The organism is Aestuariivirga sp. (genome assembly GCF_041738905.1).
Taxonomy (GTDB): Bacteria; Pseudomonadota; Alphaproteobacteria; order Rhizobiales; family Aestuariivirgaceae; genus Aestuariivirga.
Map to the genome: position 1 here is coordinate 1 of NZ_JBGSOZ010000131.1, position 8,790 is coordinate 8,790.

An 8,790-nucleotide genomic window follows, 5' to 3' on the forward strand; every position below is an offset into this window, starting at 1 on the left:
GCCAATCCTCAAGGCCGCACTTCAAAACCATCGGACCGAGCAGCCAGCCTCCCATGCAGTTGACCGCTTGGCCGATGCTGCATAAGGTTCAACCAGCGACGCCAGCCTTGGCATTTTCAACAGAGTACGGGACATCCCCGAAAATGGGGATCGCTTAGGTTCCGGCGAGTGACATACGGACTTCTTGGATTCTTCAATTGAATAGAACTAGCTCCTTTGAGCTCGCTCACTGCATCGTTCCAAGCTCGCACTGAACGCATGAAAACGAACGACTTACCCAACTCGATACCCCTTCTAACGAGATCGAAGGTAAACTTCTGAGACGCAACGAAAAGTCTCTTGTCAAAAGTCTTGGAATGATAAGGGAAGAACTCAACACAGAACAATGAATGCCTTATCGAATTTTCGCCGTGTTCTGTTATTGCTTCCCGTAATCGGCGAGACCACCAGCGGTGTCCTCCCGTCTCGCTAAACTGTTCGCCCAAGTACCAGAAACCTGTGCTGTTAAGGTAAGCTGACTGGAGTTGTTGTTCCTTGACCGCAGAACTGTGAAGAAGATCGGTCTCATCAAACCCTGGGTTTAAGTTCAGTAGCCAGACGGATGCGTAAGGAGAGCCAATAAACGGTTCAGGAACCACATCCGTTTGAATCCTCGTCTCGATTCTTGCCCTCGTAGCGTTGAACTGTTCAATTGCAACCCGATCTTCGTCCAGAATGTAAGGCGGAGTCGCTCTCAGTTTTTTCCACGGATTTCGACGCCGCAGTTCGTCAAAAGGATCGTTGCTCAAGCTCATGAGAAGCACCATTGAATGGCAATGTTTCCTTAGCGGGGAGAGTATAGCTTACAGAAATGGGTACCAACGTCCACTACCCTTCAAACACCACGCGCCCGTCACAGATAGTCATCCTGGGCGCAATGCCCTTGTAGCTTGCGGGATCGGTCTGCTCCAAATCCACCGGCAGCACGCAGATATCGGCCAGCATCCCCTCCTTCAGAACACCCGTCTTGCGCTCCATGAAGCCAACATAGGCGCCGTCTTCGGTGTAGGAGCGGATGGCCTGGTCGAGGCTCTGGCGGTTGTCGGGCATCGTGTCGTTCCACTGCGGGCGCGTCATGGCGGACTGGAGCGACCACATCGGGTCGATGTCAGAAATCGGCCAGTCGGTGCCGAACACGAGGCGGGCACCGGCCTCACGCAGCGCCTTCCAGGCAAACGCATATTGCCAGCGGGCCTCACCGATGCGCGAAAGATAGGGTTCGAGCGGCAGGCCATGGTTGCCGGGCGGGTGCGGAGGCTGCATCGACGCGATGACGCCCATGGCCTCGAAGCGCGGAATGTCGTCGGGGTGAATCACCTCGACATGCTCTACCCGATGGCGCGAGTCGCGGCGGCCATTGGCCTTCAGCGCCGCCTCATAACTGTCGAGCACGATCCTCACCGCCCCGTCACCGATGGCATGAACGGCAATCTGCAATCCGCGCCGGTCAGCCTCCACCGCGATCTTGGCAAAGCGCTCGGGCTCGAACAGCGGCTCGCCCTTCCAGCCCGGATTGTCGGAATAGTCATCCACCATGACGCCGGTGCCTGAATCGATCACGCCGTCGACGAACATCTTCACGAAGCCCGAGGACAGCATGTCGGACTGGTAGCGGTCCGCCATCTTCGAGGCCTTTTCCAGAACGTCCAGGTCCATGAAGTTCTTGTAGTGGAACGGCACCTTGACACGTGCGGTGAGCTCACCCCGCCGGTGCAATTCCTCCAGCAGTTCAAGCTGATAGAGATTGCCGTCCATGTTGTGGATGAAGGTGATGCCATGCGAGGCGGCATGCGCCAGACCGATCCGCATGGTGTCGAGGTCGCTCTCGAACTCCTCCTTGGTCGGATAGGGTTCCGGCTCGCCACCAGTGGTCAAGCCCAGCCGGTCGCGCATGCCCTTCCTCGAAAGCTCGCGCACCGGGCCAATGGCCTCGCCCTCGCGAAGCTCGCCCGAGGCAAGCCCGTCGGCACCCATCACGACCTCGTTGCCCGGCCCCAGCTTGCGGCCAAGCAGCAGTCCTGCCTTTTCCAGCGCGATGGTGTTGGCCCAGGCCGTGTGATGGTCCGGCGAGAAGACGAGGATGGGCCGGTCCTTCACGATGCGGTCGAGGTGGTGGCGGGTGAGCGGCTCGTGCTCGCCCAGGATGACATAGTCCGCCTGCTCGCCGATGATGAGGTCGTCACCCGGATTGCCGCGGACATAGGCTTCGGTGCGAGCCTTCAACTCGTCGAAGCCGCGCGTGCCGAAGAGCTGGAGGTGCGAGAGCTCGGCCGCCCCCGCGAAGAGATGCATGTGGCCTTCGACGAAACCGGGTATGACGGTGGCGCCGCCCGCGTCGATCACCCGTGTCGAGGCGCCCTTGAGGCTGTTGACCTCTGCCGCGCCGCCCACCTTCACGATCCGGTTGCCCGCGACCGCGATCGCCTCCGCGCGGGGTTTCTCGCGGTCCATGGTCAATATCTTGGCGTTCGTGATGATCAGCGAGACGGTCATGCGAGAGGTCCATTCCAGTTGATGCCCTCGGCGTCCATCATGGCCACCCAGGCAGGGCGCGCGGTGACAAGGCCGATAAGCCGGTTGAGATTGGGATAGGATGTGGCGGGTGTCTGCATCTGGCGGGTCCAGCGGCAGAGCATGGTGAGGAAGATGTCGGCAGCGGAGAAGCGCTGGCCCAGCATATAGGGACCGGCCTCGCCAAGAGTTGAATCTAGCCGCGAGAAGATGTCGGCAAGCCTTCGTTCCGAAACGGTTTTCATGTCGTGGCGGCTGGCTTCGAGATCGAGATAGTTGTCGGCATGCCACCAATGCTGCAGGTCTTCCTGGAGCGTGTTGGTGAAATAGACCAGCCATTGCAGGAACAGGTGGCGGCCCGCCTCTCCCGGCAGCGGCATCAGCCCGGCTTCCGGATGGCTTTCGCAGAGATAGAGGACGATCGCGGCTGATTCGTAGAGCACGCGGCCGCCATGGACCAGCGTCGGCACGCGATGGTTGGGATTGATGGCCAGATATGAAGGCGCGCGGTTCTCGCTTTTCGATATATCCACGCGCACGAGTTCGAATAGGCAGCCGATTTCACGCAAAATTGCATGGGGCGCCATATTGGCACTTCCCCGATCCCAGTAGAGCCGATAGAGAGGCACCGCTTCCTCAGGTTCCCCACTCATGACGCTGCGTCCCCTCTTCGTTTCCCTCGCCCTGTGCCTGCTTGTGGGCACGGCTGCCGCACAGGAGCGTGAATGGACGCTCGATGCAAGCGATCAGGACGCATACCTGATTTTCGGCGTGCCGGAGTCGGACGACGTCGGCATCAGCCTGTGGTGCCCCATCCGCAAGGGCGTGGTCAATGTTTTCGTTCCGGAAGTGAGCGAGAACGTCGAGGCTGGCAAGAAGGTCACGATGCAGCTTTCCGCAGGCGACGAGACGGCAAGTTTCGAGGCCAGGGCCGAAGTGAACGCCGAAGCCGGTGTCTCCAGCATCGAGGCGGAAATCCCCGCCGATCATCCGTTCCTGTCGGCCATGGAGAAGGCCGACCGCTTCCGGGTTTCGCTGGGCGCTGATGAAAAGGTGTTTCCCCTCTACGAGGCCGACGTGGCGGGCCTCATGCAGCTCTGCCGCAAGGACTGATCAGGCGGAAAGCCCGGCCACAAGCCGCTCCGCCGTGAGCAGCGCCGAGCGATCCGGAATGCCATTGACCAACGCGGGCCTGAAATGGCGCTGGAAGGCATCCGTCACCTTGCGGGTCTGATCGTCGGCCTCGCCAGACACCCCGAGACTGTATCCATACCCAGCCAGAAGCTGCTGGAAGGTTTCCAGTTCACCGCGTTCGAGCGGACTGTCTTCCGGCGCGGCCGGAGCAATCCAGTGGCCGATCCCCTCTTCATGCAGCATCCGCCAGTCGAACTTCTCGCCGGGATCGATCTTGCGGCCCGGCGCCACATCCGAATGGGCCAGCACGTTTTGCGGCACGATGGCATTGCGCCCCAGGATATCCCGGCACAAGGCGATCACGGCCTTCATCTGGATCAGTGGAAAATCTGCATATCCAAGCCAGTGGCCTGGATTGGCGATCTCGATGCCGATCGAACGGGAATTGGTATCGGCCTCGCCCTGCCAGCATGACACGCCAGCGTGCCACGCCCGCATCTCCTCGCCCACCATCTGCGTGATGCGGCCCTCTTCATCAACGAGGTAATGGCACGAGACGCCGGACTGGGCGCTGACGAGAAGTTCAAGCGCTGCCGCGGCACTTGCCATGCCGGTGTAGTGCAGAAGCAGCATGTCCACCACCCGGCCATTGCGACGCTGCTCCACATTGGCCGCCGGCAGGACGTCATGCGCGAGCGGCGAAATGATCACGCCGCCTTGTCCTTCATCACCTGGTCATAGGCCTCGTTCACCTTCTGAAGCCTTTGCGTGGCGATCTCGATCATCTCGGGCGGAACTCCCGCCGCGATGTGGCGATCGGGATGATACTCGCGCACCAGCTCGCGGTAGCGCTTGCGGATCTCGTCTGCGGTCGACTCATGGGCCAGCCCGAGGATCAGGTAGGGATCGTCAGCTACGGCCACATGCCGCGCCCGGATGCGCGCAAAGTCGGCGGGCGTAAAGCCGAAGGATTCGGCGACCCTTGCCAGAAAGCCATTCTCGCCGGGGTGAAAAGCGTTGTCAGCCTTGGCGATGTGGAAAAGTCCATCCAGCACGTCCTCGAGGATCGCATGCTGCGCATCGAACAGTTTCGCGATCTGGCGGGCATAGACTTCGAAACCGGCCGTATCCTTTTTGGCGAGGTTGAACACCTTCGCCACGGCGGAGAGTTCGCCGTCCGGAATATGGAAGACCTGCTTGAAGGCAGCGATCTCGTCCTCCGTGACGACGCCATCGGCCTTCGCCATCTTGGCGCCGAGCGCAATCATACCAATGGTGAAGGCAACCGACTTCTCGGGCGGCGTCGTCTTGCGCGAGGCCAGAGCCTGAAGAAAGCCGCCAACCGACTCGCCGATGGTGGCGAGCGTTTCGGCAATGCGGGTCCATATCGACATGGATGATGTGCCGGAAGAGGCCTCAGTGCTTCGCGAAATAGTGGCGCAGGTTAAAGACCGGCACGTCCACGTCCTTCTGGGCTGCGAGCAGCTGCTCGACATGCCAGGCACGTCCGGCAGTCCATGCCGTGACCCAAAGAACGGGGATCAGTCCAACCGCCATGAGCGCATACATGAACATGTCGGGGAGGCCCGCGAGCTTCGACAGCGCCCAGACCGTGGCCACCATGGCTGACGCCATCATGCAGAAGACCATGAGCGTGGCGCCCGTCGCCGCGATAAGGCAGCCGAGCGGGCTGAAAGCCTGCGTCCCGGCCTTGGGCTGAGTGTCCGGCTTGATGATTTCCTGTTCCATGCTCGTCATATGCGCTGGCAAGCCGAAAATTGCAATATCGCCCGCGGCATGCTCTCGCTTGAATCAACGTATCCGGCTTTTGCTACAAGCCATTGATTCAACGGCAATAAGACTTTCCACTCTTGCGGTTCTGCAGGTCGAGGTGAATGTGATCGCGGTGGTTCGCGTCGGCGTTCGGCCCCAGTACGGTACGGAACTCGCTGCAGGCCTCACCATGAACGGCCCGCAGGAACCGCTGCTCCTCGCGCCCGCCCCGCCAGCCGCCAAGCACCGTGACCTTCCGGCCGCTCTCAAGTGTGAAGGCAGAGATGTCGATTGCGTTGCCATAGCCATGTTCGCTCATCCTTGCACCCCGCTTGTTGTTGCGCGGGCGGCAGGCATAGGACGCGGCCACGTCGACACCCACGACGCTCTCGCCAAAGGCTCGCTGAGCCTCAGGCTGCACAGTACCCTCCAACCAGTCGCGCAAGGGTTCGGCCATGCCGCAATTCACTGTGGCCGGCTGGCTGAAGGAGACGGAACCGACGGACTGGACGCGCCACGCGTTGCGAACCTCGCATCCGTTGCCCTCGTCGATGTTGCGGATCTTCTCGGCAAGCCCGATGCGCGAAGGCTTGATATCGCAGGAGCCTTCCGGCGCGCGGAGCCCTTCGGTTTCGAAATAGGATTTCTTCGACGACCCGCACCCCGCAAGCACGGCGGCGACACAGGCGGCGGCAAGCACGTTGCGAAGCGAAACCATGGGGAACTCGACACGAACTGACAGAAGAGCGAACGCTGACTCTAGGAAGCACAGGGTTAACAAAGGCTCAATTGATTGAGGTCAAGGCCCGCACTCTTCCGCCGGGCGATTCTGCATGCAGAAACGGAGTGAGGATCATGATCAGGAAATATCTCTTGATGGGGCTTGTCGTGGGCGGCGTATTCGTTGCCGCGCCGGGGGCCCTCGCCAATTCAGCCACAAGCGCCGCGCCATCGATCCGCGAAGGCATCAGTCTTGAATTGGGCCAGCGCGATTTCAGGAACTATTGCGCGGCCTGCCATGGCATGAGCGGCACGGGAGATGGCGCGATGGGCGAGTTCCTCACCCTGGCCGTTCCCGATCTCACGAAACTCACCAAGCTGAACGCCGGCCAGTTCCCTGAAGACCGCGTCAAGCAGGTCATAGATGGCCGTGTCGATGTGCGCGTGCACGGTGAGCGCGACATGCCGGTGTGGGGCGACTGGTTCAATGCCGAAGCCATTTCAGTGGAGAACGATCGCGACACACGAGAGATGATCGTTCGTGAACGGATCGAATCCCTGGTCGGATTCATCAAGTCTATGCAGGTGAACTGAAGTGGTGCGCGGGAGGCGGCGCTACCGGTTCAGCGCCGCCACAAGCTGGCCAACGTCGCCGTTGCGCTTTGACAAGAACGACGTGAACAGGCCACGCTGCAGGTAAATCAGCGAGAAGCCCATGATCTTGACATCGAGCACCTTGTAGCCGCCACCCTTCCAGCCGAGCTTCCACACAACGGTGTAGGTCTGGCCGGACATGAGGTAGACCTTGGAATCGACGCTGATTTCCTTGTTGTCACCCGCCGTGGCCTCACCGATGGTGTACTTGGCAACCGGATACTCGCGCGACTGGTCGGCAAAGTAGCGGGCCATGAATGTGGCCGTGCCGCCATAATAGCGATCCTTTTGGCCAGATGGCAACTTGGATCGGTACTGGCCCAGCGAATAGTCGGCAATGCCCCTTACATCGGCGTGGCGCTGGATGGCGCGCTTGAAGCTCGCCACGGTGCCCTGCCGATGGGCATTCAGCATGTCCTTTCCCACCTTGCGCATGTAGGTGACCGCGGGATGGTCGGCCGCGAAGGCGGGACCCGCCAGCCCGGCGGCAAGCCCGGCCAGCACGGCACGCCGTGTCAGGCCGCGGGTCTTTGTCGAGATGGTCTCCGCCATGATTCGCTTTCCAGTCCGGAACAGGCCTGAGCTTTAGTGGACGGCTGCAAGCTCCGTCAACATCAGCCCGCGCCCTACCAGGTTTCCGCCTCGCGGAGTTCGGCGAAAAGCGGTCCGAAATCGCCTCCCGACTTCTTGAGCACCTTGCCGAACCGGTCCTTCATCGAAATTCGCAACCATATGCCCTTGAGATTGACATCGCTGATGAGGAAACTGCCCCCGGTCGGAACCAGCCGCCAGCGCACCTGCTCACGCCCGCCCTTTCCAGTGATGGCGCTGTGGATGATGGTGAACTTGCCCTGCTTGGTTGTGGAGATGATATCGAGCTCGGTACCCCGGAAATCCTCGACGTAATAGACGAAGAGCGCGGCGGCGTAATTGCTCACCAGCTTGTAGAATTCGGCACGGTCACCCGCAGGCAACTTCTTGTTGTAGGGACCCAGCGCATAGTCCGCGATGCCCTTGAGGTTGATGTAGCGGTTCATCAGAGCCGCAAACCGGCCCCTGAGCGCCTTGCCCTTCTCGCCTGTATTGGCGAGTGCCATCACGTCGGCGGCAATCTTCTTCACATAGGTCTCAGCCGCCGTATCCGCCTGCGCGGGCGCTGCGGCCGCCAGCAGCGCCGCGAATGCCAATCCACCCAGGTCCCGCCGGGTCAGCGGGCGCTTCAACCCATACGTCATATCGCCTCCTGAAAAGCCAGATCAGCCCCCTGACCTCTAACGCGTGCCAATAGGCCGCGAAAATGGGGAGATTGCAAGGCACCACCCAATCCGCGCACAAGGAAGTGAAGGACCTTGCGGGGATCCCTGTATCCGCGGAAGTATCCCCTTGACGTATGTTGTGCTTACAGCCATACAATCGACCCTCTTTTGAGTAAAGGTGCGTCATGTTAAGCAATCTTCATGTGACGTTTGGGCAGGAGCCGCCAATGCCGCCGGAAGATGCTGACCTTTGCCTGACTATTGATTTTAAGAAGGGGGAAGGCAACCCAAGGCGAGTGTTCGACGCGGCAAGCCTAATGATAGAGGGTTTTGAGCGAATTGATGCGCTGACTATCGGCTCGATAGACAGTGAAATCGAGCCGTTGTTGGTATTGGAGGATGTTGAAGCAGGATCAATCAAGATTTGGCTGAAAAATGTACTCAAAGCCACTGATGATCAAGCACTTAAGGAAATGGATTGGAAGCCGGCTGTCGGGAAATACTTAGTCAGGGCAAAGTATATAGCCCTTAAATGGCTTGACGAAGGATCTGAAAGTGATCCACCTAAGTGTCTGTCCGAAGAGTTCATGCTGGGTTGCATAGTTTCCTGAGCATGAGCCTGATTGAGGCGAGGTGCAGAAAGGAGAGGGCTTTTCGGTTGAAGCATTCCCAATCTTTGGCCAGCCTTCGGCAGCGATTGAGC

At 60.0% G+C, this 8,790-nt stretch carries 12 protein-coding genes and 1 pseudogene; 3 read left to right on the top strand and 10 right to left on the bottom strand.

The genetic code is table 11. The annotated features are described in order from the left end of the window. Positions 1-116: 116 nt before the first annotated feature. From ACEW8Q_RS11825 to ACEW8Q_RS11835, 3 genes are all read right to left on the bottom strand, one after another. Positions 117-794, bottom strand: coding sequence for a hypothetical protein (locus tag ACEW8Q_RS11825; protein WP_373504260.1), 678 nt, complete (start codon positions 792-794; stop codon positions 117-119). Between the two features lie 73 nt (positions 795-867). Further along, positions 868-2,532 (bottom strand): amidohydrolase, encoded by a 1,665-nt coding sequence (locus ACEW8Q_RS11830; RefSeq protein WP_373504261.1) that lies wholly within the window; start codon positions 2,530-2,532, stop codon positions 868-870. Then, entirely contained in the window at positions 2,529-3,203 is a 675-nt protein-coding gene (locus ACEW8Q_RS11835; protein ID WP_373504262.1) for a glutathione S-transferase family protein, read from the bottom strand. Before ACEW8Q_RS11835 ends, ACEW8Q_RS11830 begins: the two co-directional genes overlap by 4 nt. Between ACEW8Q_RS11835 and ACEW8Q_RS11840 the strand changes: the two genes are divergently transcribed. Beyond that, on the top strand, positions 3,202-3,663 hold the full coding sequence (locus tag ACEW8Q_RS11840; protein WP_373504263.1) for a hypothetical protein: 462 nt from the start codon (positions 3,202-3,204) through the stop codon (positions 3,661-3,663). The two genes, ACEW8Q_RS11835 and ACEW8Q_RS11840, sit on opposite strands and share 2 nt — an antisense overlap. Here ACEW8Q_RS11840 and ACEW8Q_RS11845 read toward each other — a convergent pair whose 3' ends face one another. The 4 genes from ACEW8Q_RS11845 to ACEW8Q_RS11860 form a co-directional block, all read right to left on the bottom strand. Beyond that, positions 3,664-4,395 (bottom strand): N-acetylmuramoyl-L-alanine amidase, encoded by a 732-nt coding sequence (locus tag ACEW8Q_RS11845; protein WP_373504264.1) that lies wholly within the window; start codon positions 4,393-4,395, stop codon positions 3,664-3,666. Beyond that, a complete protein-coding gene (locus tag ACEW8Q_RS11850) occupies positions 4,392-5,078 on the bottom strand; it encodes a TerB family tellurite resistance protein (RefSeq protein WP_373504265.1) in 687 nt (228 codons plus the stop codon). The genes ACEW8Q_RS11845 and ACEW8Q_RS11850 overlap by 4 nt, the downstream gene beginning before the upstream one ends. A gap of 22 nt (positions 5,079-5,100) precedes the next feature. Continuing rightward, complete coding sequence (locus tag ACEW8Q_RS11855; RefSeq protein ID WP_373504266.1) at positions 5,101-5,433, bottom strand: hypothetical protein; 333 nt, start codon at positions 5,431-5,433, stop codon at positions 5,101-5,103. A 97-nt stretch (positions 5,434-5,530) separates the two neighbouring features. Further along, entirely contained in the window at positions 5,531-6,175 is a 645-nt protein-coding gene (locus ACEW8Q_RS11860) for an extensin family protein (protein ID WP_373504267.1), read from the bottom strand. Positions 6,176-6,312: 137 nt separating this feature from the next. Here ACEW8Q_RS11860 and ACEW8Q_RS11865 point away from each other — a divergent pair, with 137 nt between their 5' ends. After that, entirely contained in the window at positions 6,313-6,771 is a 459-nt protein-coding gene (locus tag ACEW8Q_RS11865; protein ID WP_373504268.1) for a cytochrome c, read from the top strand. Positions 6,772-6,792: 21 nt separating this feature from the next. Here the strand turns inward: ACEW8Q_RS11865 and ACEW8Q_RS11870 are convergent, their stop codons facing one another. Together ACEW8Q_RS11870 and ACEW8Q_RS11875 are read right to left on the bottom strand one after the other, a co-directional pair. Continuing rightward, complete coding sequence (locus ACEW8Q_RS11870) at positions 6,793-7,383, bottom strand: ABC transporter substrate-binding protein (protein WP_373504269.1); 591 nt, start codon at positions 7,381-7,383, stop codon at positions 6,793-6,795. Between the two features lie 74 nt (positions 7,384-7,457). Next, complete coding sequence (locus tag ACEW8Q_RS11875) at positions 7,458-8,066, bottom strand: ABC transporter substrate-binding protein (protein ID WP_373504270.1); 609 nt, start codon at positions 8,064-8,066, stop codon at positions 7,458-7,460. A 248-nt stretch (positions 8,067-8,314) separates the two neighbouring features. On the opposite strand from ACEW8Q_RS11875, the gene ACEW8Q_RS11880 reads away from it, so the two are divergent. Beyond that, positions 8,315-8,698 (top strand): hypothetical protein, encoded by a 384-nt coding sequence (locus ACEW8Q_RS11880; protein WP_373504271.1) that lies wholly within the window; start codon positions 8,315-8,317, stop codon positions 8,696-8,698. Here the strand turns inward: ACEW8Q_RS11880 and ACEW8Q_RS11885 are convergent. Then, positions 8,673-8,790 (bottom strand): annotated as a pseudogene (locus ACEW8Q_RS11885) (IS5/IS1182 family transposase); the annotation flags it as partial. The gene ACEW8Q_RS11880 and the pseudogene ACEW8Q_RS11885 overlap by 26 nt on opposite strands.

Coding starts and splice junctions, on each gene's coding strand:
- ACEW8Q_RS11855 (WP_373504266.1), bottom strand. CDS start 5,433: ATGGAACAGGAAATCATCAAGCCGGACACTCAGCCCAAGGCCGGGACG.
- ACEW8Q_RS11875 (WP_373504270.1), bottom strand. CDS start 8,066: ATGACGTATGGGTTGAAGCGCCCGCTGACCCGGCGGGACCTGGGTGGA.
- ACEW8Q_RS11860 (WP_373504267.1), bottom strand. CDS start 6,175: ATGGTTTCGCTTCGCAACGTGCTTGCCGCCGCCTGTGTCGCCGCCGTG.
- ACEW8Q_RS11880 (WP_373504271.1), top strand. CDS start 8,315: ATGCCGCCGGAAGATGCTGACCTTTGCCTGACTATTGATTTTAAGAAG.
- ACEW8Q_RS11850 (WP_373504265.1), bottom strand. CDS start 5,078: ATGTCGATATGGACCCGCATTGCCGAAACGCTCGCCACCATCGGCGAG.
- ACEW8Q_RS11870 (WP_373504269.1), bottom strand. CDS start 7,383: ATGGCGGAGACCATCTCGACAAAGACCCGCGGCCTGACACGGCGTGCC.
- ACEW8Q_RS11825 (WP_373504260.1), bottom strand. CDS start 794: ATGAGCTTGAGCAACGATCCTTTTGACGAACTGCGGCGTCGAAATCCG.
- ACEW8Q_RS11865 (WP_373504268.1), top strand. CDS start 6,313: ATGATCAGGAAATATCTCTTGATGGGGCTTGTCGTGGGCGGCGTATTC.
- ACEW8Q_RS11840 (WP_373504263.1), top strand. CDS start 3,202: ATGACGCTGCGTCCCCTCTTCGTTTCCCTCGCCCTGTGCCTGCTTGTG.
- ACEW8Q_RS11830 (WP_373504261.1), bottom strand. CDS start 2,532: ATGACCGTCTCGCTGATCATCACGAACGCCAAGATATTGACCATGGAC.
- ACEW8Q_RS11835 (WP_373504262.1), bottom strand. CDS start 3,203: ATGAGTGGGGAACCTGAGGAAGCGGTGCCTCTCTATCGGCTCTACTGG.